The sequence below is a fragment of the Bradyrhizobium sp. Kon69 genome (assembly GCF_055807515.1).
Map to the genome: position 1 here is coordinate 1 of NZ_JBVVOS010000018.1, position 23,120 is coordinate 23,120.

A 23,120-nucleotide genomic window follows, 5' to 3' on the forward strand; every position below is an offset into this window, starting at 1 on the left:
ACGCTGCCGCGTCCACCGCAAGCCCGGCTCGCAATCAAGACGACAACGAGATCGCCCCTCAAGGATGAGCCGGGATGACCGACACATACGTCAAAACCGAATTTCGGTAAAGCGGAATATTTTTCTATGTATGCATTGACACAGGGGTCTCGAGAAATGGTCAGGTGTTTTGCCCGACGGGCAACCGCGACGACTTCGTGAAAGTCACATCAGGCCGCCCGGCCGTTCGGGTATGTCGTGACGGTCCGGACGGCGGTCGCCTTGCGGGGCTGGGTCGGTCATCGCCATGACTGGACCTCAGCGACTTGACCTCAGCGCCTCACCGTCTTGTTCCTCAAACGGGACGGGCTACGCTCGTCCTCTTGCGCGCTGGGCTTGAGCCCAGGCCGCGGTGACATCGCGCGGCGGGACGTCGACGCGACGGATCGGCGTCAACTCGCCGGAGGCGGAGATGATCGCAGTCTCCTCGCGGCGGCAGCGCGGGCACACGAAGCGGACCTCATTTGGCGAAGCCGACCAGCTCGAACGTTTTACATTGGCCGCCATCGGCCAGGCCGCGCAATGCGAGCATGACACCAGGAACCGACCGGGATCGAGCATACCCATTTCAAAGGACTCCGCGTCCTGCCATCCCTTCAATGATTAATCCATGTGAATCGTTCCGGTGCCAAGACACCGCCGAGGCGGATCAAGACACCGTAGCGACCCAAACCAGGAGATTGAGCGGCTCAGTGGGCGCCCTTGAGCGTGCATGACGTGCTGCAGGTGACCGTGTTGCCGTGGTCGCACGCCTTGCAGGCGGCAACGCACTGGGCCATGTCGCGGGGATTGAAGGAAGTGTAGTTCCGCATCGCGCAGACCGGGGTCGAGCCGGTGATGTCCTGCTCCTGATTGCAGGCTGCCGTCATGAGTCCAAACATGATGACCGCAAGGAGGCGCATGGGATCGCCCTATGAGGCACGACAAAACAATCTCGCGAGGCGCGCTGCACCGCAACGAGCCCCGGCACTTCCACAGCGGAAAATCGCCGCAGGCGTCCCCGCATCTGCACTGAGGATGCGCGCCAAGTGTTAAGAACGGATTGTCGGCGTCAGGCCGCAGCTTTGCTTGCGATGGCCTGCCGCATCTCCACAGCCAATTGGCGGTACTGCTCCGAAAGCTTCAGATAAAACTCGCGCTTGGTGCTGTCGGTGGCGAGCCTGGCGATCAGCTCGCATTCGGCGGTGAGCGTCTCGAAGCGTTCGAGCCTGTTCTCAAGTTCTGTCATCGGCGTGTCCCCGTCAAACGCCTCAAGGACACCAAACCTAAGCCTAGGAAATAGGTCACGGCGAACATCGTTATCGAGTAGAATCAATTTTTCCGCGCGGCCGGCTATTTCTGCTCCAACCGCCATGCGCCGTCCCAGCCCTCGCCTGGCGGATTGGCCTCGAATTGCGCAATGCGGGCGAGCAGTGCGCGCGAGGGGCCGTCGCCCGGGACGGCTTCGAGCGCCACGTTGAAGGCGGCACGGGCCTCGTCGAAGCGGCGGGCGCGATAGGCAGCGAGGCCTCCGACGTAGTGCGAACGCAGGCTCTCATGCGCGGCCGTGAGCGCGCCTGCCCGGCCCATCACCTCGAAGATCGTTTGCGGCACGCTCTGGCCGGCGACCGCAAGACGATCGACTTCGCGCAATTCGAGCTGCGAGCCGATCGCATCCGCCGTCGCCTGCGAGATCAAGATGCGGGTGCCATAGGTCTTGTTGACCGCCTCCAGCCGCGAGGCGAGGTTCACGGCATCGCCCATCACGGTGAAGCTCATCATCAGCTCGGAGCCGATGCTGCCGGTCAGGACCTCGCCGGTGGCGATGCCGATCCGCAAATCGCACGGCACCGGCATGGCGCGGATGCCGAGGAGATCCGGCAATTGCTTCTGCAGCGCGGGCACCTGATCGGCCATGTCGATGGCGGCAAGGCCTGCGAGCAGCGCCGGCTCGTCCTCCTCGATGAAGGGCGGGCCCCAATAGGCCATGATGGCGTCGCCGATATATTTGTCGATGATGCCGCGGTTGCTCCTGATCGGACCGGACATCATCGTAAAATAATGGTTCATCACCCTGACCAGGCCGCGCGGGGTCATGCCCTCGCTCATCGCGGTGAAGCCGCTCATGTCGCAGAACATGATGGTCATCACCCGGCGCTGGCCGTCGATGGCGACCTCGGGCCGGTCGATCAGGCCTTGCACCACCTTGGGATCGATGTAGCGACCGAACGTCTCGCGGACGCGCTCATTGTGCCTGAGCTGCTCGGTCATGCGGTTGAAGGCTGCGGCCAGCTCGCCGATCTCGTCCTGGGTGGAGACGGTGATGGTCTTGTCGAAGCGGCCGGCCTCGACCTCGCGCGTGCCGGCGAGCAGCAGCCGCACCGGGCGCGTAATGCCGCTGGACACCAGAAGCGCAAAGGCAAATCCGAGCACCGCTGCCAGCAAGGTCACGACTCCCGACACGATAATCGCCTGGTATTGTCGGCTTATCACCTGCGACGTCGAGAAGAAGACCTGCGTCAGCATGTCGCCGCGGATCGCGTCGACCTTCCGGTTGAACGCATCGCGCAGCAAGTCGAGCTGTTCCAGCGTGCCGCGGGCCTCGGCCATGTCCTTGGCCTCGATCTGCTTGAGCAGTTTCGTATTGCCCTCGTCCAGATTGCGCCGCAGCTCGGTGACAGCGCTCTCGATACGAACGTCGAGCCGTGCCAGTGCGGCGTTGTCGGAAGAGGTCCTGGGGTCGTCGATGATGGCGTTGATGAGCTTGCGCGCGGTCTCGGCCTCCTCCTCGAACTTGCGGTCCAATGCCTCGAAGTCGCGAAGCCGCGCCGCGTAGGCCTCCTCGTCCGACGCCGATCCCATCCTCGTCATGACCATTCGCCGCAGCGCCAGCGCCCGCTCCAGCGAGCGGATATTGGCGCGCGCGAGATGGCTATAGGCCGGAATGTAGCGGTTGGTCAGTTCGTCAAGCAGGACGCCGACCTGGCTCGACATCACCATCGACAGGATCGAGGTGACCAGCATCAGGACGATCAATCCGAGGGCGATGCCGACGATTTTGCGCCGGATCGACTGGTTGAAAAGCGGCATGGGTGTGAGGCAAATGGGCTGCAGGAACGGCTATGGAACCCAATACACCGTATTTGGACCAGGGGACACGCACAATCAGGCCGCTGTCGCGCCAAGGAGCCGCCCGCAACCACCGCGCGAGTCCGAATGGTTAACAGAGGTTAAGAGCCTCGTCGACCCGCCGTTGCACAGGTTCCCCCGCTCCATCCGTATTTCGCCGCATTGTTGGAACAGCTTGAGGATGCGAAACGGCGTCGCGTCACCATTTTTGACGTCGTTTTGATTCTCGAGCCGCATCTCGTCGCGGACTTTGGTTTGTACTGGTTTCGCAGGGGGACCACGGAATGAACCAGTGCCTACGCTCGCTCGCGTGTGCCGTTGCCGTGGCCGCTTTGGCCTTCATCCCTACTGAGCTGGCAGCGAAGAGCAATCACAAATCTTCCGCGCCGAAGAAGACGCATGAGGCGAAAGCCGGCAAGCAGCGCCACGCCTCCGCCGGCAAGGCGCGGCACGGCAAGCATGCCGAGGCCAAGCGCAAGTCGAAGAAGCAGGACGACGCGCCCTCGGACAAGCCGGCGGCCCCGCCGCTGACTGGCGATCTCGCCGCGCTGAAGGATGCCATCGATCTCGCGCGGAAGGGCAAGACCGAGGACGCGAGCGCGGCGCGCGACCGCATTGCCGACCCGGCCGGACAGAAGCTCGCCGACTGGTTCATGCTGCGCCATTCCGAAAGCACGGCGAATTTCAAGCGCTACGCCGCCTTCCTCGCCGCCAATCCGGACTGGCCGAGCAGCGCGCTGCTCCGCCGCCGTGCCGAGGCGCGGCTGTGGCAGGAGAAGGCCGACGCGGCGACCGTGCACAAATTCACGATGGACCGGCCGACCAGCGCCAAGGGCAAGTTCGCACTCGCGCGCGTGCTGATGACCGAGGGCGACAGCGACAGGGCCGCCCGTCTGGTGCGCGATGCCTGGCGCACCGACGAATTGTCCGAGCGCAGCGAGGAAGATTCCTACGAAGCGTTCCGCGATCTACTGACCACCGAGGATCATCGCGCCCGCATGGACAAGCGCCTCGGCGCCAAGGACTATGCGGGGGCGCGGCGCGCAGCCAAGCGGCTCGGCGAGGATGCGCTCGCGATCGTCAAGGCCTGCGCCGCCGTCACCGGCAAGGTCAGCAAGGCCAAGGATTACCTCGATGACGTCTCGGCCGAGGCGCGGCGCGACCTCGGCTATGTGCTGTGCCGCGCGCAATGGCATCTCCAGAACGACCGCATCGACGACGCGGCCGAGGTGATCCTGGCCGCCGCGCCCGATACGATGGCGGCGCAAGACACCGACGCCTGGTGGCGCGAGCGCCGCCTGCTCGCGCGAAAACTGCTCGACCAGGGCGAGTTCAAGACCGCCTATGATGTGGTGCGCTCGGCGGCCGTGCCCGCGATGGAGGTCTATCGCGTCGACTATCACTTCATGTGCGGCTGGATCGCGCTGCGCTATCTCGACGATCCCAAGGCGGCGATGACGCATTTCGCCGCGATCGACGAAGGCTCGGCCAACCCGATCGCGCTGTCGCGCGCGCATTATTGGCGCGGTCGCGCGGCCGAGGCGATGAACGCAACCGCCGATGCGCGCCTGAGCTATCAGGCGGCGGCGCGCTATCCGACGGCCTATTACGGCCAGCTCGCCCGCGCCAGGCTCGGCCTCGACCGCATCGAGCTGCGCGCGCCCTCGCTTGTGCTGGCAGCAGCCGACACGCCGCCCGCGGACGAGCGCGTGCGCGCCGCCGACATGCTCTACGGCGTCGGTGAGCGCGACATGGTGTTTTACTACGCCGAGGATTTCTCCAAGGAGAGTACCAACGTGGCGGCACTCGAAGCGCTCGGCGAGCTCGCCGGCCGGCGCAACGATGCGCGCGTGATGCTGGAGGTCGGCAAGTCGGCGCTGGCGCGCGGGCTCGCGCTCGACCATTACGCCTTCCCGACCATCGGCATCCCTGAACATAAGCAGGTCGCGCCCGCGATTGAACCCAGCGTGATCTATTCGGTGGCCCGCACCGAAAGCTCGTTCGACCAGCGCGACAAATCGGCCGCCAACGCGGTCGGGCTGATGCAGGTGACGCCGGAAGCGGGCCGCGACACCGCAAAGCGCTTCGGCCTGACCTATGACTGGGACAAGATGGTCTCCGATCCCGTCTACAACACGCAGATGGGCGCGGCCGAGCTCAGCGCGCTGATGTCGGAATATCGCGGCAACCAGATCATGACCTTCGCCGGCTACAATGCCGGCCGTGGCCGCGTGCGCGAATGGGTGCAGGCGCGCGGCGACCCCAGGGATCCCAAGGTCGATCCGGTCGACTGGGTCGAGCGCATCCCGCTGTCGGAGACGCGCAACTACGTCCAGCGCGTGATCGAGAACGTGCTAGTCTACCGCGCCCGGTTCGAGGGCAGCGGCATGATCGCCGGCAAGAGCGATCAGCGCGTGGTGACGAAGGACGCGGCGGCCGTGGCGACGCCGGTGGGATTTACGGGGACGGAGTAGCCGCGGCTTCGTAGCTTCGTAGGGTGGACTAGCGAAGCGTAATCCACCAGTTCTATCGCCGCACAAGAAGAGGTGGATTACGCCGAGCGACTGCGCTTCGCGCAGCGCTGGGCTAATCCACCCTACCAGAGCGCCTCAATCCACCTTGATGTTCGCCGCCTGGATCATCGGCCACCACTTCGCGATCTCCGCCTTCTGGCGCGCGCCAAGCGCTTCGGGCGTGAGCTGATCCTGCGGCGTCATCTCCAGCCCCTGGCTTTCGAGCTGCTTCTTCACGCCGGGGTCGTTCAGCGCCTCCACGGCGGCGGCGTTGAGCTTCGCAACGATCGCCTTCGGCGTGCCCTTCGGCACCCACATGCCGGACCACAGCGTCATGTTGAAACCCTTCAGCCCCGCCTCCTCCGCCGTCGGGACGTCGGGCGCCGAGGCGAGGCGCTTGTCATCGGTGACGGCATAGGCGCGGATGGTGCCGGCGCGGACCTGATTGATGGAGTTCGAGGTCTGGTCGACGATGACGTCGATCTGGCCGGCGATCAGATCGTTCAGGGCGGGCGCAGTGCCGCGATACGGCACGTATTGCAGCTTGATGCCGCTGACGCTCTCGAAATAGACCCCGGCGATGTGGCTGCCCGAGCCCGCGCCGGCGGTGCCGGCGGTCGGCGGCGACGGCCGCGACTTCAGCCAGTCCAGCAGTTCCTTCAGCGAGGTCGCGGGCACCGCGTTCTTGCTGACGACGATCATCGGATTGCTCGGCAGCAGCACCACCGGCTCCAGGTCCGCGACCAGGTCGTAATTGAGCTTGTAGACGGCGCCGTTGGCGACGTGGGTGCCGAGATGGCCGAACGAGATCGTGTAGCCGTCGGGGGCCGAATGCACGGCGCGACCGACGCCGATCGAGCCGCCCGCGCCAGTAACGTTCTCGATCACCAGCGGCTGGCCGAGCGCCGTACGCATCCGCTCGGCAAGCACGCGCGCCATCGCATCCGACGGACCGCCGGCGGCGAAGGGAACGATGATGGTGATGGGGCGTGAGGGATAGTCGTCGGCGCGCGCGGCGCCTGCAACAGCGAGAATAGCAATCAGCGCAGCCCAGGCGGCCTTCATTGTCTTCTCCCAACGATGTCATTGTTGTTTTTGTCTCTTCCCGCGTACGGGAAGAGGGATCGTTCGTGAAGAGGCGAAATGACGCGCTAGAACTGCGAATAGTCGATCGGCTTGTGGCGATCGAGCGTGCGGTCGACCTTCGGCAGCGGATATTTCAGGCCGGTGGCGCAATTGAACAGCATCACGCGATCGGTCTTGCTGACGCGGCCGTCGGCGAGGCTGTCCTTGTAGGCGGCGTAGGTGGCAGCACCTTCGGGGCAGAGCAACAGCCCCTCCTCGCGCGCGACCTCGTTCAGCGCGGCAGAGATCTTGTCGTCGTCGACTGCAATGGCAAAGCCCTTGCTCTCGCGCACCGCGCGCAGGATCAGGAAGTCGCCGATCGCCTGCGGCACGCGAATGCCTGACGCGATGGTGTGAGCGTCCTCCCAGCGCGTCGCATGCTCGGTGCCGGCTTCGTACGCACGCACCATCGGCGCGCAGCCGGAGGCCTGCACCGCAACCATGCGCGGGCGTTTCGAGCCAATGAAGCCGATCTTCTCCAGCTCGTCGAAGGCCTTCCACATGCCGATCAGGCCGGTGCCGCCGCCGGTGGGATAGAAGATCACGTCGGGCACGTCCCAGCCGAGCTGCTCGGCCAGTTCGAGCCCCATCGTCTTCTTGCCTTCGATCCGGTACGGCTCCTTCAAGGTCGAGGTGTCGAACCAGCCGACTTTCGCCTTGCCCTCGCCGACGATCTTGCCGCAATCGTCGATATAGCCGTTGACGCGGTAGACGGTCGCGCCCTGAAGCTCGATCTCGCTGACGTTCACCTCGGGCGTATCGGCCGGACAGAAGATCGTGGTCTTGATGCCGCAGGAGGTGGCATAGGCCGCGAGCGCCGCGCCGGCATTGCCGTTGGTGGGCATCGCCATGTGCTTGATGCCGAGCGCCTTGCCCATCGACACCGCCATGACGAGGCCGCGCGCCTTGAACGAGCCGGTGGGCAGGCGCCCCTCGTCCTTGACGATGATCTCGCCGCCGCCGAGCTTTGCACCGAGCTTGGGCAGCCGGATCAGCGGCGTCGTGACCTCGCCGAGCGAGACGATGTCCTTGCATTTGCGCACCGGCAAAAGCTCGCGGTAGCGCCACATGTCGGCCGGGCGCTGGCTAAGCGCATCCTTGGTCAGCGCCTTCTTCACGCCCGCAAGGTCGTAGCGCACCAGCAGCGGCTTGCCAGCCTTGGAGAGGTTATGGACCTGGTCGGCGGCGTAATGATCGCCCTCCATCGCGCATTCGAGATGGGTGACGAAGGTCGGGCGCTCGATGGTAAGGTTGTCGTTGTCGTGCATGGGGTGGTTTCCTTCTTTGTTTTGCAAACAGATCCCTCCGCTCGTCATTGCGAGCGCAGCGAAGCAATCCAGAATCTTTCCGCGGAGGCAGTCTGGATTGCTTTGCTTCGCTTCGCTCGCAATGACGGCGGCAGTGGCCGTCAAATATTCAGCACCCGTCCATACGCATCCAGCACGGCTTCCTTCATCATCTCCGACAGCGTCGGATGCGGGAATACCGTGTGCATCAGCTCCTCTTCCGTCGTCTCCAGGTTCATGGCGACGACGTAGCCCTGGATCAACTCGGTCACCTCCGCGCCGACCATGTGGGCGCCGAGCAGCTGACCGGTATTCTTGTCGAAGATGACCTTGACCAGGCCCTGGTCCTCGCCGAGCGCGATCGCCTTGCCGTTGCCGACGAAGGGGAAGCGGCCGACGCGGATCTCGCGGCCATTCTCCTTGGCCTTGGCTTCGGTGAGGCCGACGGAGGCGACCTGCGGATTGCAATAGGTGCAGCCGGGGATCATCAGCTTGTCCATGGGGTGCGGATGCAGGCCCTTGATGGCCTCGACGCAGATTACGCCCTCATGCTCGGCCTTGTGGGCCAGCATCGGGGGACCCGCGACGTCACCGATGGCATAGATGCCGGGAACGTTGGTCTTACCGTAGCCGTCGATCACGATGCAGCCGCGCTCGGTTTTGACGCCGAGCTTTTCGAGACCGAGATTCTCGATGTTTCCGACGACGCCGACGGCAGAGATCACGCGCTCGAACTCAGCGGTCTGCTTCGCCTTGCCGTCATCGAGCGTCGCGACCACGCTGTCGCTCTTCTTCTCCAGCTTCGTCACGCCCGTGTTGGTGAGGATCTTGATGCCCTGCTTCTCGAGGCGCTTGCGGGCGAGACCGGCAATCTCGGCGTCCTCGACCGGCAGGATCTGCGGCAGCACCTCGACGACAGTGACATCGGAGCCCATCGTCTTGAAGAAAGATGCGAACTCGATCCCGATCGCGCCCGAGCCCATCACCAGCAGCGATTTCGGCATCCGCTCCGGCACCATCGCTTCAAAGTAGGTCCAGATCAGCTTCTTGTCGGGCTCGAGGCCCGGCAGCACCCGCGGCCGCGCGCCGGTCGCGACGATGATGTGCTTGGCCTGATACGTCCCCTCGCCCAGCGTGCCCTTTGGGCCCTCGACGTCGGACTTCTTCACGGTGACTTTGCCGGGCGCGTCGATCGAGGCCGCGCCCCAGATCACGCTGACCTTGTTCTTCTTCATCAGGAAGCCGACGCCGTCGTTCAGCCGCTTCGAGACGCCGCGCGAGCGTTGCACCACCGCCTTCGGATCGAACGAGACGTTGTCCGCCGACAGGCCGTAATCCTTGGCGTGCTGCATGTAGTGGTAGATCTCGGCCGAGCGCAGCAGCGCCTTGGTCGGGATGCAGCCCCAGTTCAGGCAGATGCCGCCGAGATAGGATTTCTCGACGATCGCGACCTTGAAGCCGAGCTGGGCGGCTCGGATCGCTGTGACATAGCCGCCGGGACCGGAGCCGATGATGATGATGTCGAAGGATGTATCGGCCATGGCGGCTCCCGTTCAACTCAAGAGGTGCCGCGGGCGCGGCGCCTGGAAATCAAAACCCTGACCAGCCATTCGAGCAGGATCGCGCCGGCCATGATAGCCAGCGCGATCATAATGACCGCCTGGCCGATGCTCCGTGCCAGCTGCTCGCCGGCAAAGAACGCGGAATGCAGAATATCGAGCCCGACCGGATTGAGTACAACCACAGCCGAGAGCAACAAGGAGATCCAGGGCCAACGCGTTCGCATTCACCCCGCGCCTCCCTGGGCTACACCATCATCATCACAGGATTTTCGATCAGCTGCTTGAAGGCGCCGATCAGCTCGGCGCCGAGCGCGCCGTCGATGGCGCGGTGATCGCACGACAATGTCACGCTCATCATGTTCGCGATCTCGATCTTGCCGCCGCGGACGACCGGCCGCTCCTCGCTGGTGCCGACCGCGAGGATGGTCGCATGCGGCGGATTGATCACGGCGGTAAAGTGGCTGATGCCGAACATGCCGAGGTTGGAGACGGCCGTCGTGCCGCCCTGGTATTCTTCCGGCTTCAGCTTGCGCGAGCGAGCGCGCGCAGCAAAATCCTTCATCTCGTTGGAGATGGTCGACAGCGTCTTGGTCTCGGCCTTGCGGATGATCGGCGTGATCAGGCCGCCGGGCATCGCCACCGCAACGCCGACATCGGAATGGTGGTGCTTGACCATGCCGGATTCGGTCCAGCTCACATTGCAATTCGGGATCTTCTGCAGCGCCACCGCCATCGCCTTGATGACGAAGTCGTTGACCGAGATCTTGTAGAGCGGCTTCTTCTCCTTGTCCTTGGGAGCAGCCGCATTGATCTCCTCGCGAGCGGTAAGCAGCTTGCCGATGTCGCAGTCGATGGTGAGGTAGAAGTGCGGGACGTTCTGGATCGACGCGGTCAGGCGCTGCGCAATCGTGCGGCGCATGCCGTCATGCGGGACGACCTCGTAGGAGCCCGGCTCGAACAGGGACAGTATCTGCTTGTCCGACATGGTCGGCGCGGTCGAGGGCGCGCCTGACGGCGTCGCCGCGGGAGCCTTCAGGCCCTTGCCGGACTTGGCCTGCTCGACGTCGCGGGCCACCACGCGGCCATGCGGGCCGGTGCCGGTCACCATCGACACGTCGAGGCCGGATTCCTTGGCGAGTCGACGCGCCAGCGGCGAGGAGAACACGCGGCCGCCATGTCCGTTGCTCTGCGCAGCAGGTGCTGCGGCTTGCGGTGCAGGTGCTGCAGCGGGCGCCGGCGCGGCCTTGGGCGCAGCAGGCGCAGGAGCCGCTGTGGCAGCGGAAGCTTCAGCAGCTTTCGGAGGCGCGGCCGAAGCGCTCGGCTTGGCGGCACCTGCCGCCTTCACGTCCTCGCCCTCGCCGGCCAGCACCGCGATCACGTCATTGACCGGGACGTCCTGCGTGCCCTCTGGCACGAGGATCTTGGCGATCGTGCCCTCATCGATGGCCTCGACCTCCATGGTCGCCTTGTCGGTCTCGATCTCGGCGATGACGTCGCCGGATTTGACCTTGTCGCCTTCCTTCTTCAGCCACTTGGCGAGGTTGCCCTTCTCCATCGTCGGCGAAAGAGCGGGCATCAGGATGTTGATGGGCATGCTGACCTCAAGAAGAACTTTGCAAAATTCCGTCTCCGGACCGAAGACGGACAGACCAGGTTAGTTGCCGATGTCGCCCTGCCACAGGCGCTCATTGGCAGGAATAGAACGCCAATTTTTCATCATGGTGATGGAGCGGTCGTCGGCAAGGTCGATCCACGGGATGCCGAACTTGTCGAGGATGTCCTTGGAGCCCTCGAAGGTGACGGACTCTCCGATCACCACGAGCTTGACCTTGAACAGCGCGAGCGCACCGGAACACATCGCGCATGGCGACAGCGTGGTGTACATGACGGTATCGTGGAACGAAATCGCACCCGCCTCGCGCAGGCAACTCATCTCGCCGTGCAGGATCGGGTTGTTCTCCTGCACGCGATTGTTGTGGCCGCGGGCGATCACCTTGTTGTCGCGGGTCAGCACGGCGCCGATCGGCAGGCCGCCTTGCGCGATTGAGGCTTCCGCCTCGCGGATCGCCTCCAGCATGAAATCGAAATGATAGGATTCGATCGCCACGGTCAGTGCCCCTTCCCGCGCGGCGTCGTGGTGCCGGTGTCGGTGGGACGCTCGATCTCGGCCTGGAACATCTCGATGATCCGGTTCAGCGCGTCCTCTTCGGTGTATTCGCTCTCGCGCGCATAGGCGCGGGCGGCGTGACGGGCGAGATCGACGAGCAGCAGGCCCCACATGTCGGGCTCGTCGAAGGCCCGCTGGAACGCCATCGACAGCCCGCCGTCCAGCACGAACACGCGCAGGATCTCGACCGCATCATCGCGGACGAGGACGTCGGGTGGCAATGGCTGCTCCTTCGGGCCCGCCATGGTCTACCTGTAGCAGACGGCTTTGGCGGCCTCGACCACCTCTGCCGCCGAGGGCAGCGCGAGCTTTTCCAGGTTCGCGGCATAGGGCATCGGCACGTCCTTGCCGGAGACGCGGGTTACCGGCGCATCCAGATAGTCGAAGGCATGCTCCATGATCCGCGCGGCGATCTCGGCACCGACGCCGCTCTGGGCCCAGCCCTCTTCCACCGTGACGGCACGTCCCGTCTTCTTGACCGAGTTGATGATCGTCTCGGTGTCCATCGGACGCAGCGTGCGCAGGTCGATCACTTCGGCCTCGATGCCGTCCTTGGCGAGTTCGTCGGCGGCTTTCAGCGCGTAGCTCATGCCGTTCGACCACGAGATGATCGTGACATGGCTGCCGGAACGCACGATGCGCGCCTTGCCGATCGGAATCACGAAGTCATCGAGCTTCGGCACCTCGCCGGTGTGACCGTAGAGCATCTCGTTCTCGAGGAAGATCACCGGATTGGGATCGCGGATCGCAGCCTTGAGCAGGCCCTTGTAATCAGCGGCCGAGAACGGCGCGACGACCTTGAGGCCCGGGACGTTCGAATACCAGGACGAATAATCCTGGCTGTGCTGAGCGGCCACGCGGGAAGCGGCGCCGTTGGGCCCGCGGAACACGATCGAGCAGCCCATCTGGCCGCCGGACATGTAGAGCGTCTTTGCCGCGGAGTTGATGATCTGGTCGATCGCCTGCATGGCGAAGTTGAAGGTCATGAATTCGACGATCGGCTTCAACCCGCTCATCGCGGCGCCGACGCCGATGCCGGCAAAGCCGTGCTCGGTGATCGGCGTGTCGATGACGCGCTTGGCGCCGAACTCCTGAAGCAGCCCTTGCGTCACCTTGTAGGCGCCTTGGTATTCGGCGACCTCTTCGCCCATCACGAAGACGTCGGCGTCGCGGCGCATCTCTTCGGCCATGGCATCGCGCAAGGCTTCGCGGATGGTCTGCGTCACCATCTCGGTGCCGGCGGGTACTTCCGGGTCGGGTTCTGCGACGGCCTGCGGCGCCGGCGCAGCTTTGGGGGCTGGCGCTTCGGCTTTTGCAGCGGCAGGGGCTGCGGACTCGGCGGCCTTCTGCTGCTGGGCAGGCGCCGGCGCCTTGGCGAGATCGGCGGCACTCTCGCCATCGGCCAGAATCGTCGCGATGGGCGTGTTCACGGCCACGTCGGCTGTGCCCTCGGGGATCAGGATCTTGCCGAGCGTACCTTCATCGGTCGCCTCGACCTCCATGGTCGCCTTGTCGGTCTCGATCTCGGCGATGACGTCGCCGGACTTGATCGTCTCACCCTCTTTTTTCAGCCATTTGGAGAGGTTACCCTTCTCCATCGTGGGCGACAACGCGGGCATCAGCACCTGAATTGGCATATCGACTCCAAAAGAAAGCTTGCGCGCGTTCAGCGGTAAATATCGGTCCAGAGCTCGGCGGCATCCGGCTCGGGATCATGCTGGGCGAAATCGGCGGACGCGTTGACGATGTCGCGCACCTCGGCGTCGATCGCCTTCAGATCCTGCTCGCTGACCTTGGCGGCCAACAGGCGATTGCGCACCTGCTCGATCGGATCCTGGTCGTGGCGGACTTTTTCGACCTCCTCGCGCGTTCTGTACTTTGCGGGATCCGACATGGAGTGGCCGCGATAGCGGTAGGTCTGCATCTCCAGGATGAAGGGTCCCTTGCCGGCGCGGCACCAGGCCGCCGCCTCGTCGCCGGCGGCCTTGACGGCACGGACGTCCATGCCGTCGACCTGCTGGCCGGGAATGTTGAAAGAGGCGCCGCGCTTGGAGAAATCCTGCTGCGCCGAAGCGCGCGAGACCGAAGTGCCCATGGCGTAGCGGTTGTTCTCGATGACGTAGATCACCGGCAGCTTCCAGAGCTCCGCCATGTTGAAGCTCTCATAGACCTGGCCCTGGTTGGCCGCGCCGTCGCCGAAATAGGTGACGCTGACATTGTCGTTGTCGCGATAGTGATTGGCGAAAGCGAGCCCGGTGCCGAGCGAGACCTGGGCCCCGACGATGCCGTGGCCGCCGTAAAAGTGCTTCTCCTTGCTGAACATGTGCATGGAGCCGCCCTTGCCCTTGGAATAGCCGCCGCGACGGCCGGTGAGCTCGGCCATGACGCCGTTGGCCTCCATGCCGGTGGCGAGCATATGGCCGTGATCGCGATAGCCGGTGATGACCTGGTCGCCCGGCTTCAGGGCCATCTGCATCCCGACCACCACAGCCTCCTGGCCGATATAAAGGTGGCAGAAACCGCCGATCGCGCCCATGCCGTAGAGCTGGCCGGCCTTTTCCTCGAACCGCCGGATCAGGAGCATGTCGCGGAGTGCCTTGAGCTCCTGCTCTCTGGTGAATTCCGGGGGCGAACCGCCGTCGGTCTTGTCCTGTGCAGTGCTTGCGGCGGCTTTCTTGGGTGCGGCCATGGGAATTCCGGGTCAGAGAAAACTTCAGCCCTCTCTAACCCAAGTCAAACGCCCTTGGAAAGCACCGCGGCGGCATGGCACGACTTTCATTATGCCGCACTGCAACGTGATCGTAATATTGCAAAATCTTTGACGCGGATCGGGCAACAAATCGACACGGTCGCCGCACGCGCAGATTCGTGACCGCGTCAAGCAACGTTGAGCCAACTGCGGTCCCGACATTTGGAACGGGCGGCGCAGAACAGCGCCGCCCTCTCCGCCCGCCCGATCAGAAGAAGCCGAGCTTCTTGGGGCTGTAGCTGACCAGCAGGTTCTTGGTCTGCTGGTAGTGATCGAGCATCATCTTGTGGGTCTCGCGCCCGACGCCCGACTGCTTATAGCCGCCGAAGGCCGCATGCGCGGGATAGGCATGGTAGCAGTTGGTCCAGACCCGGCCGGCCTGGATTGCCCGGCCGAAGCGATAGCAGCGGTTGGCGTCGCGGCTCCAGACGCCGGCCCCCAGGCCGTAGGGCGTGTCGTTGGCGATCTCGAGCGCCTCCTCGTCGTTCTTGAAGGTCGTGACAGAAACGACGGGGCCGAAGATCTCCTCCTGAAAGACGCGCATCTTGTTGTGGCCCTCGAACACGGTCGGCTGGACGTAGAAGCCGCCAGCGAGATCGCCACCGAGCTCGGCGCGTCCGCCGCCGGCCAGCACCTTTGCCCCCTCCTGCTTGCCGATGTCGATGTAAGAGAGGATTTTTGCGAGCTGCTCGCCGGAAGCCTGCGCACCGATCATGGTGTCAGCCGCACGCGGATCGCCCTGCTTGATCGCGGCGACGCGCTTCAGCGCCCGCTCCATGAAGCGGTCATAGATGTCGGCGTGGACCAGTGCCCGGCTTGGACAGGTGCAGACCTCACCCTGGTTCAGCGCGAACATGACGAAACCTTCGATCGCCTTGTCGAAGAAATCGTCGTCTTCGGCGGTGACGTCGCTGAAGAAGATGTTGGGCGACTTGCCGCCGAGCTCGAGCGTGACGGGGATGAGGTTCTGGCTGGCATATTGCATGATCAGCCGGCCCGTCGTGGTCTCGCCGGTGAAGGCGATCTTGGCGATCCGCGGGCTGGACGCGAGCGGCTTGCCGGCTTCCAGACCAAAGCCGTTGACGATGTTGAGGACGCCGGGCGGCAGGATGTCGCCGATGATCTCGGCCCAGACCATGATCGAGGCCGGGGTCTGCTCGGCCGGCTTGAGCACGACGCAATTGCCGGCTGCGAGCGCGGGCGCGAGCTTCCAGCAGGCCATCAGCAACGGGAAGTTCCAGGGGATGATCTGGCCGACCACGCCGAGCGGTTCGTGGAAATGGTAGGCGACGGTGTCGTGATCGATCTCGCCGATCGAACCTTCCTGGGCGCGGATGGCGCCGGCGAAATAGCGGAAGTGGTCGATGGCGAGCGGGATGTCCGCTGCGCGGGTCTCGCGGATCGGCTTGCCGTTGTCCCAGGTCTCGGCGATGGCGAGACGCTCGAGATTGTCTTCCATGCGGTCGGCGATCCGGTTCAGCATCGCGGCGCGCTCGGCGACGCTGGTGCGGCCCCAGGCGGCCTTCGCGGCATGCGCAGCGTCGAGCGCTGCCTCGACGTCCTGCGCGTCGGAGCGCGCGATCTTGCAGACGACCTGGCCCGTCACCGGCGAGGCGTTGTCGAAATACCTGCCGGAGATCGGCGCGACGAATTTGCCGCCGATGAAATTGTCGTAGCGTTCGGCGAAGGGAATTTTGGTGACGCTGAGGAATTCTACCTTGTTCATTGATCACTCCCGATGTTTGCTGTTTGCGCAATTCGTCGCGTGGTCGCGACTTGCACCGACGATGTCGCGGGAGGCGTCTTCTGTCAGCCCTGATAGGAGCGATGACGGAGCCGACCTGTCGCAGTTCTGCGACAGGTGACGAGGCTGCACGTCGTGCCGCCGCACGTAATGATGCCGCCGCACATACTGACCTCATCCTGGGAAGCGCGCTCTTGCGCGCGTCTCGAAGGACGGCTGGCGGTGACAGCAGGACCTCTTGTGGTTCGAGACGACCGCTTCGCGGTCTCCTCACGATGAGGATCTACCAGCAGCTCAATGCGCGTTCAGCTCGAACCGCTTGAGCTTCCTGTGCAGCGTGGCGCGGCTGACGCCGAGGGCCTTGGCGGCCGCCGAGACATTGCCGCCCGCGCGCAAGAGCGCCCGCTGCAACACTGCGCGCTGACCGCCGGCAAGATGGTCGCGCGCGGTGTCGCCGCCGAGGAGATCGGCTGCAGGCATCGGCTGCAACGCCCGGCCGGGCGCAATCCCGAGTCCCGCTCGGGCGGACCGGGTGGCGCCGATCACGAGATCGTCCGCATCGACCGCAACGAGGCCGCCGCACTGGCTGTCCGCAGCTTGCGTCAGCACGATGCGGGCATGGGCGAAGGTCCTGCGAAACAGATCGGCCTCGATACGTTTGGCCGCCTCACCGGCCGCGAGCGCGATCAGACTGGAAAACACGTCGGTGCGGTCGGCGCGGCAGGAGGAGACGTCGAGCACGCCCGCGAACGCAGCCTCATGGTCGTAGATCGGAACGGCGGTGCAGCTCAGAAGCGTGTTGCGGGTGAAGAAATGCTGATCGCGGTCGATCGTCAGCGGCCGCTGCTCGACGAGGCAGGTACCGATGCCGTTGGTGCCCTCATGCTCCTCGCTCCAGAGCGCGCCGGTCCAGAGGCCCCAGGATTGAAATGTCGCATCGTCCGCCGGAGTGCCGCGGCGATCGACCGGCACGCCCTCGCCGTCGGCGAGAAGCACGCAGCAGCCGCTGGCGCCGACCGCCTGATAGAGCCGGTCCATCGCACCTCGCGCAGCGGCGAGCAGCGGCGCGACGCGCTCGCGCGCGCGGTGCAGCTCGGCTTCGCTCAGCCGGTTCGGCAAGCTACGGCCGGCGGGATCGAGACGATGCAATCTGGACGAACGGCGCCACGAGGCCACGAGCGACGAGCGGGCCGCCTGGCCTGACGTAATGGCGGCCTCGACACGGGCCGCGTGATGCCGGGGGGATTGCCCATTCATCACTGTTTCCTCCGGGTGGCAATCTAGAGCGTGCCGGCACGGCCCGGTTGATCTGCGTCAACCCTGGCCATGGCGCTGGCAGCCATGAGCCGTTTGCGGCGCTGCCGTCAAGGCGGCAGTCCGGTTCCAGGCCTTCAACTTTAGGAAGAGTTGTTAGTTCGCCGGGATCGTCCGGACGAGATCGCGCGGATTGACGTAGTCGAGCTGGAAGCGCGCCCGCTCGTCCAGCATGTCGGGGTCGATCTTCGCGGAGCGCAGCAGCGAGACGCGCTGCTCGCTCCTGGCGCGCTCGCGCTTGAGCTGGGCCAGCTCGCTAGTCAGCGCCACGATCTCCTGGTCGAGCTCCTGACGGGCATTGAGGCCGTATTTGCCGGTATAGGCGTTGACGCCGAAATAACCGACGATGGCGGCCGCCATCGCATAGAGGGCAAGACCGGTCAGGATCGATTTCAGGCGCGCGCGGGAGACCATCTTGGGAAGATGGGACAGGTTGGTTAAGGGCGTGCTAATTGCCCCCGCCCGCATCGCGTTCCCGTGCCTGACTTAGCCGTCATGCCCGGCCTTGTGCCGGGCATCCACGTTCTTCGTCAACTTAGCGAGCACGTGGATGGCCGGGACAAGCCCGGCCATGACGAAGTCCTGGGAATCGCGCCTCAGCCGTGATGCTTCGCCACGTGCACTGCAAACGCGTCGATATAGGCCTGGAGCACGGGCTTCAGGGACTCCTTCGTCAGATTGCCGTCGGCGTCGAAGGCGTCGCCCACCCCGTTCAGATAGGCCTCCGGCTGCTGCAGGATCGGACCGGAAATGCCCGGCAGGATGTTCTGCAGCGTCTTGGCGGCGCTGACGCCGCCGAGCGGGCCCGGCGAGTTCGCGACGATGCCGACCGGCTTGCCGTTAAACGAGCTCTTGCCGTAGGGCCGCGAGGCGACGTCGATGGCGTTCTTCAGCACGCCCGGGATCGCGCGATTGTATTCCGGCGTGACGAAGATGACGCCGTCCGACTTCTGGATCTTTTCGCGAAAAGACAGCCAATCGGCCGGCGGCGCGCCCTCGAGGTCCTGGTTGAAGAACGAGATGCCGGCCGGCGTGATGACCTCGAGCTTGAGCGAGGCCGGCGCGAGCTTGGCGAGCGCATGGGCGATCTTCAGCGAAAAGCTGTCCTTGCGCAGGCTGCCGGCGATCGTGACGATATGGTAGGCCATGGAGTGTCCTCGAAATCTTCAGCGGGAGTGCCGGGTCGGCACTTAAGCGATCCCGGCCGATGGATGCAAGTGCATGGACCGATCGGATTTGGAAACGCTGCGTTTCTGAACGGTTGCCCAAATAATCAGGCCGCCAAGTGGCGGCCTGACCCTCGGGACAAATCTGCAAATCGGCTCAGATCGTCGGATTCCACGCCGACGGGATCAGGCGATATTTGGCGCCGTCCTTCTCGACATGGCCGACCGAGGGGAAGGTGAAGTGGAAGCCGATCACGGTCGCCTTCTCGGCCGCCGCCATGTCGTAGAATTTGTGGCGGGTCTCCTGCGCCAGCGCAGCATCGGTGTCGAACACCACATGCCAGTCCGGATTGCGCAGGAAGAACTCCGGGATGTTGGTGACGTCGGACTGGATCAGCACCTTGGCATCGCCGGAGGCGACGGCGAACGAGGTGTGCCCGGGGGTGTGGCCGGGCGTCGCGATCGACGTGATGCCCGGCGCGACCTCCTTGCCCCACTCGTACTTCGTCACCTTTGACTCGAGGCCGGCAAAGGTCTTCTTCACGTTGGCGAAGTAGTTCTTCATCATCCCGTTGGACTCGGCCTTGGCGGCGTTGTCCTCGCTGGCCCAGAACTCCCAGTCCTTGCCCGGCACCATGATCTCCGCATTGGGGAAGGCAAGCGCGCCGTCGGCGAGACGAATGCCGTTGGTGTGGTCGGGATGCAGATGCGAGAGCAGTACGACGTCGATGCTCTTGGGGTCGACGCCGGCGGCCTGGAGGTTCTGCAGCGTGCGGCCGACCGCGCCCTTGCTGGGCTCGAGATTGGCAACACCGTTACCGGTATCGATCAGCACCAGCTTGGAGCCGGTGTTGATGAGCTGCGGGTTGAACGGCACCGTGACCATGCCCTTCGGCATGTAGGCCGCCTCGCCTGCGGCCAGCGCTTCCTCCTTCGACGCGTTGACGACGAACTTGTCCGGCATCGGGAAAGTGCGCGCACCGTCATTGATCGAGGTGCACTCGTAGCTGCCGACCTTGTAGCGATAGAAGCCCGGCGCCTGCGTGCCGGCTTGCGGCACCGCGGCATTGGCGGTGGTCGATCCAAGCTTGGTCATCGCGGCCGCACCGAGAGCGGCGGCGCCTGCGAACAAATGGCGGCGATTGAGATCGGTCATGGAGAAGTCCCCTTCTGAGCGCGCCTTGCGGTTTTTCCGCTTTCAATGGCGGCGGAATAATCTCCCGCTTCGCTCAGAAGGCAAGACCTTCTTTGGGTGACGTGCCGTCGCACGTGCCGATTATTTATTTGGGTTGATGAGGAATTTTTCGCCGGTGGCGCGTTTGGCATAGACCGCGATGTTGGCCGGATCGAGCGCCTCGGAAAGCGACACCACCTTGGTGTAGTGGCTGGCAAACGTGGTCTTCAGTTCGTCGACCACGCGCTGGCGCAGCCTGGCCCCGTCCGCCTGCCCGATCTTCATCAGGAACGGAAACAGCAGCCAGCCGCCGACGCCCCAGGCCATGCCGAAGCCGCGCGGCAGCTCGATCGGGCGGACATCGAGCGCGCCATAGACGTAAACCTGCTTGTGCACGTTGGAGCCGTAGCGGCTGTATTCCTTCGCGGTCTTGTTGATCGCGACTTCCATGCAGTTGAGGATGTCGCCGGCGAGCTTGCCGCCGCCGATGGCGTCGAAGGCGATGGTGGCGCCGGTCTCGACCAGCGCGTTGGTGAGATCGCCGAGGAAGCTCGGCGCGGTTGAATCGACAACATATTTGGCGCCTATCTTGTGCAGGATGTCGGCCTGCTCCTTGCTGCGCACGATGTTGACCAGCGGGATGCCGTCCTTGATGCAGATCTTGTTCAGCATCTGGCCGAGATTGGATGCGGCCGCAGTGTGCACCAGCGCCTTGTGACCCTCGCGCCGCATGGTCTCGGTCATGCCGAGCGCGGTCAGCGGATTGACGAAGCAGGAGGCACCTTCGGCCGGCGTGGTGCCCTCGGGCAGCGGCAGGCACTCGCGTACTTTCAGCGTGCGATACTGCGTATACATCGCGCCGCCGATCATCGCGACCGTCTTGCCCATCAATGCCTTGGCGGCATCCGAGGAGCCGGTCCTGATCACGACTCCCGCGCCTTCGTTACCGACCGGCATGGACTCGTCGAGCCGGCCTGCCATCGCCCGCATCGCGCCTTCCGGCACCTTCGCCGTGATGACGGGAGCGTCCTTGTCGCCGGAAGCCTTTGCCGTGCTCATATCGGCCGCGCCGATCAGGAGCCCGAGGTCGGACGGATTGATCGGCGCTGCCTCGACGCGGACGACGACCTCGTCCGCGGCGGGTTCGGGGGTCGGCACGTCGAGCAGCGAGACCTCGAGCTCACCGCTCTTTTTGATCAGCGAACGCAGTTGCAGGCCGTTCTTGCCGTCGCTCATGTCGATCCTCCCCTGTTTTCGTCCGACCGCTGGCTTATGCCAGCGCCTTCAGTGCCGCCTTGCCGCCGTAGAGCGCCTGCTTGCCGAGCTGCTGTTCGATGCGCAGGAGCTGGTTGTATTTGGCGGTGCGATCGGACCGCGCAAGGGAGCCGGTCTTGATCTGTCCGCAATTGGTGGCGACCGCGAGGTCGGCGATGGTGGAATCCTCGGTTTCGCCGGAGCGGTGCGACATCACCGAGGTGTAGCCGGCCTTGTGCGCCATCTCGACGGCGGCGAGCGTCTCGGTCAGGGTGCCGATCTGGTTGACCTTGATCAGGATCGAGTTGGCCCGTCCGGCCTTGATGCCTTCGGCGAGGCGCTTGACGTTCGTGACGAAGAGATCGTCGCCGACCAGCTGGCACTTCTTGCCGACGAGGTCGGTCAACTCCTTCCAGCCGTCCATATCGTCTTCCGACATGCCGTCCTCGATGGTCACGATCGGATAGCGCGCGACGAGGTCAGCAAGGTACTTGGCCTGCTCGGAGATCGAACGGGTCTTGCCTTCGCCTTCGTAGACGTATTTGCCGTCCTTGAAGAACTCGGTCGAGGCGCAGTCGAGGCCGATGACGATGTCGGAGCCCGCCTTGTAACCGGCCTTGCCGATCGCGTTCATGACGAATTCGAGCGCGGCATCCGCGGACGGCAGGTTCGGGGCGAAGCCGCCCTCGTCGCCGACATTGGTGTTGTGGCCAGCCTTCTTCAATTCGGACTTCAAGGTGTGGAAGACCTCCGCGCCATAGCGCAGGCCCTCGGCGAAGGAGGACGCGCCCACGGGGAGGATCATGAACTCCTGGAAGTCGATCGGATTGTCGGCGTGCATGCCGCCATTGATGATGTTCATCATCGGCACCGGCAGCAGCCGCGCCGAGGTGCCGCCGACGTAACGGTACAGCGGCATGTCGAGCGAGTTCGCGGCCGCCTTGGCGCAGGCGAGTGAGACGCCGAGGATGGCGTTTGCGCCCAGCCGGCTCTTGTTCGGCGTGCCGTCGAGGTCGATCATGATCTGGTCGAGCTGGGCCTGCTGCTCGACATCGAGGCCGCTCAGCGCCTCGAAGATCTCGCCGTTGACGGCGCCGACCGCCTTGGTGACGCCCTTGCCGAGATAGCGGGCCTTGTCGCCGTCGCGCAGTTCCACCGCCTCATGGGCGCCGGTGGAGGCGCCGGACGGCACGGCAGCACGCCCAAGCGCGCCATCTTCCAGCACGACGTCGACCTCGACGGTGGGATTGCCACGGCTATCGAGGATTTCGCGGCCGATGATGTCGATGATGGCGGTCATGAGAGCCTCATTTCGGGGACCAAAGGGGGCAGTTGGCGGTGCTTCTACCGCAATGCGTCGAAGTGGAAAAGGCCGGGTGACGGCCGCGTCGCGATTGGCTAAGAGGGCCGCTACGGAGGCGGCCTGATGTCGAAAAAACCCAGCAAATCGAACAACTCCCCTGCTTTGCAGCTCGGCCGCGCCGTCGAATGGCCAGATACGCCCGAGAAGGCGAAACTCGACCGCGTGCCCAATCCGCAAGGAGGCACCGATTATCTGGTTCGTTTCACAGTGCCCGAGTTCACCTCGCTCTGTCCGGTCACGGGACAGCCGGATTTCGCACATCTGATGATCGACTACGCGCCCGGCCAATGGCTGCTGGAGTCGAAATCGCTCAAACTCTACATCGCGAGCTTCCGCAATCACGGCGCCTTTCACGAGGACTGCACCGTGATGATCGGCGAGCGCATCGCGAGCGAGATCAAGCCGAAGTTCCTGCGCATCGGCGGCTACTGGTATCCGCGCGGCGGCATTCCGATCGACGTGTTCTGGCAGACCGGCCGCGCGCCGAAGGGATTGTGGGTGCCGGAACAGGGCGTCGCGCCCTATCGCGGGCGGGGCTGAGCTCTCTCTCGTGTCC

22 protein-coding genes are annotated in these 23,120 nt (G+C 64.5%); 2 read left to right on the top strand and 20 right to left on the bottom strand.

Annotated elements, in window-relative coordinates:
- Positions 1-348: 348 nt before the first annotated feature.
- The 4 genes from AC0L3U_RS23160 to AC0L3U_RS23175 all read right to left on the bottom strand — a co-directional run bounded on the left by AC0L3U_RS23160 (position 349) and on the right by AC0L3U_RS23175 (position 3,108).
- Positions 349-606, bottom strand: a complete 258-nt coding sequence (locus AC0L3U_RS23160) for a hypothetical protein (RefSeq protein WP_007590640.1) — start codon at positions 604-606, stop codon at positions 349-351.
- A gap of 122 nt (positions 607-728) precedes the next feature.
- Positions 729-941: a hypothetical protein gene (locus AC0L3U_RS23165; RefSeq protein ID WP_027567097.1), complete on the bottom strand. Its 213-nt coding sequence runs from the start codon at positions 939-941 to the stop codon at positions 729-731.
- Positions 942-1,090: 149 nt separating this feature from the next.
- Entirely contained in the window at positions 1,091-1,393 is a 303-nt protein-coding gene (locus AC0L3U_RS23170; protein WP_473363454.1) for a hypothetical protein, read from the bottom strand.
- On the bottom strand, positions 1,372-3,108 hold the full coding sequence (locus AC0L3U_RS23175; protein WP_473363344.1) for an adenylate/guanylate cyclase domain-containing protein: 1,737 nt from the start codon (positions 3,106-3,108) through the stop codon (positions 1,372-1,374). Before AC0L3U_RS23175 ends, AC0L3U_RS23170 begins: the two co-directional genes overlap by 22 nt.
- A gap of 323 nt (positions 3,109-3,431) precedes the next feature.
- On the opposite strand from AC0L3U_RS23175, the gene AC0L3U_RS23180 reads away from it, so the two are divergent.
- The gene (locus tag AC0L3U_RS23180; RefSeq protein WP_473363345.1) at positions 3,432-5,621 is read left to right on the top strand and encodes a lytic transglycosylase domain-containing protein; all 2,190 of its coding nucleotides are present in this window, start codon (positions 3,432-3,434) and stop codon (positions 5,619-5,621) included.
- Between the two features lie 135 nt (positions 5,622-5,756).
- Here AC0L3U_RS23180 and AC0L3U_RS23185 read toward each other — a convergent pair whose 3' ends face one another.
- The 16 genes from AC0L3U_RS23185 to eno form a co-directional block, all read right to left on the bottom strand.
- The gene (locus tag AC0L3U_RS23185) at positions 5,757-6,725 is read right to left on the bottom strand and encodes a tripartite tricarboxylate transporter substrate binding protein BugD (RefSeq protein WP_473363346.1); all 969 of its coding nucleotides are present in this window, start codon (positions 6,723-6,725) and stop codon (positions 5,757-5,759) included.
- A gap of 86 nt (positions 6,726-6,811) precedes the next feature.
- Positions 6,812-8,053, bottom strand: coding sequence for a threonine synthase (locus AC0L3U_RS23190; RefSeq protein WP_473363347.1), 1,242 nt, complete (start codon positions 8,051-8,053; stop codon positions 6,812-6,814).
- 140 nt (positions 8,054-8,193) lie between these two features.
- Positions 8,194-9,612 (bottom strand): dihydrolipoyl dehydrogenase, encoded by a 1,419-nt coding sequence (lpdA, locus tag AC0L3U_RS23195; RefSeq protein ID WP_473363348.1) that lies wholly within the window; start codon positions 9,610-9,612, stop codon positions 8,194-8,196.
- A gap of 17 nt (positions 9,613-9,629) precedes the next feature.
- Positions 9,630-9,857 carry a hypothetical protein gene (locus AC0L3U_RS23200; RefSeq protein ID WP_473363349.1) on the bottom strand — a complete coding sequence of 76 codons (228 nt, stop codon included), beginning with the start codon at positions 9,855-9,857 and terminating at the stop codon, positions 9,630-9,632.
- Positions 9,858-9,877: 20 nt separating this feature from the next.
- Positions 9,878-11,227 (bottom strand): pyruvate dehydrogenase complex dihydrolipoamide acetyltransferase, encoded by a 1,350-nt coding sequence (locus AC0L3U_RS23205; RefSeq protein ID WP_473363350.1) that lies wholly within the window; start codon positions 11,225-11,227, stop codon positions 9,878-9,880.
- Between the two features lie 60 nt (positions 11,228-11,287).
- Complete coding sequence (locus tag AC0L3U_RS23210) at positions 11,288-11,740, bottom strand: nucleoside deaminase (protein WP_473363351.1); 453 nt, start codon at positions 11,738-11,740, stop codon at positions 11,288-11,290.
- Positions 11,741-11,742: 2 nt separating this feature from the next.
- Positions 11,743-12,045: a DUF5076 domain-containing protein gene (locus AC0L3U_RS23215; RefSeq protein ID WP_007590623.1), complete on the bottom strand. Its 303-nt coding sequence runs from the start codon at positions 12,043-12,045 to the stop codon at positions 11,743-11,745.
- A gap of 3 nt (positions 12,046-12,048) precedes the next feature.
- Entirely contained in the window at positions 12,049-13,437 is a 1,389-nt protein-coding gene (locus AC0L3U_RS23220; protein WP_247289664.1) for a pyruvate dehydrogenase complex E1 component subunit beta, read from the bottom strand.
- Between the two features lie 29 nt (positions 13,438-13,466).
- Positions 13,467-14,489 carry a pyruvate dehydrogenase (acetyl-transferring) E1 component subunit alpha gene (gene pdhA / locus AC0L3U_RS23225; RefSeq protein WP_007590620.1) on the bottom strand — a complete coding sequence of 341 codons (1,023 nt, stop codon included), beginning with the start codon at positions 14,487-14,489 and terminating at the stop codon, positions 13,467-13,469.
- A 268-nt stretch (positions 14,490-14,757) separates the two neighbouring features.
- Positions 14,758-16,275 carry an aldehyde dehydrogenase gene (adh, locus tag AC0L3U_RS23230; protein WP_473363352.1) on the bottom strand — a complete coding sequence of 506 codons (1,518 nt, stop codon included), beginning with the start codon at positions 16,273-16,275 and terminating at the stop codon, positions 14,758-14,760.
- 312 nt (positions 16,276-16,587) lie between these two features.
- Complete coding sequence (locus AC0L3U_RS23235) at positions 16,588-17,550, bottom strand: helix-turn-helix domain-containing protein (RefSeq protein ID WP_473363353.1); 963 nt, start codon at positions 17,548-17,550, stop codon at positions 16,588-16,590.
- 153 nt (positions 17,551-17,703) lie between these two features.
- Positions 17,704-18,021, bottom strand: coding sequence for an FtsB family cell division protein (locus AC0L3U_RS23240; protein WP_007590617.1), 318 nt, complete (start codon positions 18,019-18,021; stop codon positions 17,704-17,706).
- Between the two features lie 182 nt (positions 18,022-18,203).
- Complete coding sequence (locus AC0L3U_RS23245; RefSeq protein WP_473363354.1) at positions 18,204-18,755, bottom strand: NADPH-dependent FMN reductase; 552 nt, start codon at positions 18,753-18,755, stop codon at positions 18,204-18,206.
- A 175-nt stretch (positions 18,756-18,930) separates the two neighbouring features.
- The gene (locus AC0L3U_RS23250) at positions 18,931-19,929 is read right to left on the bottom strand and encodes an MBL fold metallo-hydrolase (protein WP_473363355.1); all 999 of its coding nucleotides are present in this window, start codon (positions 19,927-19,929) and stop codon (positions 18,931-18,933) included.
- A 120-nt stretch (positions 19,930-20,049) separates the two neighbouring features.
- Positions 20,050-21,183, bottom strand: coding sequence for a zinc-binding dehydrogenase (locus tag AC0L3U_RS23255; RefSeq protein ID WP_473363356.1), 1,134 nt, complete (start codon positions 21,181-21,183; stop codon positions 20,050-20,052).
- A 34-nt stretch (positions 21,184-21,217) separates the two neighbouring features.
- Positions 21,218-22,501, bottom strand: a complete 1,284-nt coding sequence (gene eno, locus AC0L3U_RS23260; RefSeq protein WP_247349200.1) for a phosphopyruvate hydratase — start codon at positions 22,499-22,501, stop codon at positions 21,218-21,220.
- 126 nt (positions 22,502-22,627) lie between these two features.
- On the opposite strand from eno, the gene queF reads away from it, so the two are divergent.
- Positions 22,628-23,104: a preQ(1) synthase gene (gene queF, locus AC0L3U_RS23265; RefSeq protein WP_473363357.1), complete on the top strand. Its 477-nt coding sequence runs from the start codon at positions 22,628-22,630 to the stop codon at positions 23,102-23,104.
- Positions 23,105-23,120 lie beyond the last annotated feature (16 nt).

What these genes read in the sequence shown, in the direction of transcription:
- AC0L3U_RS23160 (WP_007590640.1), bottom strand. Translation starts at nt 606, where the DNA reads ATGGGTATGCTCGATCCCGGTCGGTTCCTGGTGTCATGCTCGCATTGC.
- AC0L3U_RS23165 (WP_027567097.1), bottom strand. Translation starts at nt 941, where the DNA reads ATGCGCCTCCTTGCGGTCATCATGTTTGGACTCATGACGGCAGCCTGC.
- AC0L3U_RS23170 (WP_473363454.1), bottom strand. Translation starts at nt 1,393, where the DNA reads ATGGCGGTTGGAGCAGAAATAGCCGGCCGCGCGGAAAAATTGATTCTA.
- AC0L3U_RS23175 (WP_473363344.1), bottom strand. Translation starts at nt 3,108, where the DNA reads ATGCCGCTTTTCAACCAGTCGATCCGGCGCAAAATCGTCGGCATCGCC.
- AC0L3U_RS23180 (WP_473363345.1), top strand. Translation starts at nt 3,432, where the DNA reads ATGAACCAGTGCCTACGCTCGCTCGCGTGTGCCGTTGCCGTGGCCGCT.
- AC0L3U_RS23185 (WP_473363346.1), bottom strand. Translation starts at nt 6,725, where the DNA reads ATGAAGGCCGCCTGGGCTGCGCTGATTGCTATTCTCGCTGTTGCAGGC.
- AC0L3U_RS23190 (WP_473363347.1), bottom strand. Translation starts at nt 8,053, where the DNA reads ATGCACGACAACGACAACCTTACCATCGAGCGCCCGACCTTCGTCACC.
- lpdA (WP_473363348.1), bottom strand. Translation starts at nt 9,612, where the DNA reads ATGGCCGATACATCCTTCGACATCATCATCATCGGCTCCGGTCCCGGC.
- AC0L3U_RS23200 (WP_473363349.1), bottom strand. Translation starts at nt 9,857, where the DNA reads ATGCGAACGCGTTGGCCCTGGATCTCCTTGTTGCTCTCGGCTGTGGTT.
- AC0L3U_RS23205 (WP_473363350.1), bottom strand. Translation starts at nt 11,227, where the DNA reads ATGCCCATCAACATCCTGATGCCCGCTCTTTCGCCGACGATGGAGAAG.
- AC0L3U_RS23215 (WP_007590623.1), bottom strand. Translation starts at nt 12,045, where the DNA reads ATGGCGGGCCCGAAGGAGCAGCCATTGCCACCCGACGTCCTCGTCCGC.
- AC0L3U_RS23220 (WP_247289664.1), bottom strand. Translation starts at nt 13,437, where the DNA reads ATGCCAATTCAGGTGCTGATGCCCGCGTTGTCGCCCACGATGGAGAAG.
- pdhA (WP_007590620.1), bottom strand. Translation starts at nt 14,489, where the DNA reads ATGGCCGCACCCAAGAAAGCCGCCGCAAGCACTGCACAGGACAAGACC.
- adh (WP_473363352.1), bottom strand. Translation starts at nt 16,275, where the DNA reads ATGAACAAGGTAGAATTCCTCAGCGTCACCAAAATTCCCTTCGCCGAA.
- AC0L3U_RS23235 (WP_473363353.1), bottom strand. Translation starts at nt 17,550, where the DNA reads ATGAATGGGCAATCCCCCCGGCATCACGCGGCCCGTGTCGAGGCCGCC.
- AC0L3U_RS23240 (WP_007590617.1), bottom strand. Translation starts at nt 18,021, where the DNA reads ATGGTCTCCCGCGCGCGCCTGAAATCGATCCTGACCGGTCTTGCCCTC.
- AC0L3U_RS23245 (WP_473363354.1), bottom strand. Translation starts at nt 18,755, where the DNA reads ATGGCCTACCATATCGTCACGATCGCCGGCAGCCTGCGCAAGGACAGC.
- AC0L3U_RS23250 (WP_473363355.1), bottom strand. Translation starts at nt 19,929, where the DNA reads ATGACCGATCTCAATCGCCGCCATTTGTTCGCAGGCGCCGCCGCTCTC.
- AC0L3U_RS23255 (WP_473363356.1), bottom strand. Translation starts at nt 21,183, where the DNA reads ATGAGCGACGGCAAGAACGGCCTGCAACTGCGTTCGCTGATCAAAAAG.
- eno (WP_247349200.1), bottom strand. Translation starts at nt 22,501, where the DNA reads ATGACCGCCATCATCGACATCATCGGCCGCGAAATCCTCGATAGCCGT.
- queF (WP_473363357.1), top strand. Translation starts at nt 22,628, where the DNA reads ATGTCGAAAAAACCCAGCAAATCGAACAACTCCCCTGCTTTGCAGCTC.